General features: G+C 62.3%; 1 protein-coding gene. It reads left to right on the top strand.

Annotated features, from left to right (window positions below; genetic code table 11):
• On the top strand, positions 1 to 674 hold a 674-nt coding region (locus MD273_RS18575), incomplete at both ends, for a LysR substrate-binding domain-containing protein (protein WP_239039261.1).

The raw sequence follows: 674 nt of genomic DNA, 5'->3' as shown, positions 1-674 counted from the left end.
CAGGGCTCGGTGCTGACACCGACCGGCGAGCGCTTTATCGAACAGGCCCGCGCCATCCTCGCCGAAGCGGAAAAGCTCAACGATATGGCCAATGTCTATACCGACAGTGTTCGCGGCTCGCTGAGGGTCGGCTGCATGCGCACTTTCGTGCAGCTCCTCGTGCCGCAGCTGCGGCGCAGCTTCGAGGACAAGTACAAGACCGTGGATTTCACGCAGGTTGAGCTCGATCAGGCGCAGATCTTCGACGCGCTGGGGGCTGCCCGCATCGACGTGGCACTCACCTATGATCTCTCGCTGCCGAGCGACATCGAGTTCCAGCCGCTGGTCGCGCTTCCCCCTTACGTCATGGTCGATCCGGATCATCCGCTTGCCGGCCGGGACCGGGTCTCCCCCGCCGATCTGGTGGACCACGATATGGTCCTGCTCGATCTGCCGCATAGTTCGAGCTATTTCCTGTCGCTTTTCCGGGCGCTGGGACGGCGGCCCCACATTGCCGAACGCACCGCTGAAGTGACGGTGCAACGCGGTCTCGTCGCCAATGGCTTCGGCTTTGCCATTTCCAACATGCGCACGGTCAGCCAGTTCTCGATGGATGGCAAGCCGCTGAAATTCATCCCGCTTGAGAGCGATTTGCCACCTCTGCAGCTTGGCATTGCCATGTCGCGCGCTGCCCA

This window comes from Marinobacter sp. C7, from assembly GCF_022343555.1.
GTDB lineage: Bacteria > Pseudomonadota > Gammaproteobacteria > Pseudomonadales > Oleiphilaceae > Marinobacter.
This window is presented reverse-complemented; position numbering and strand designations above follow the sequence as displayed.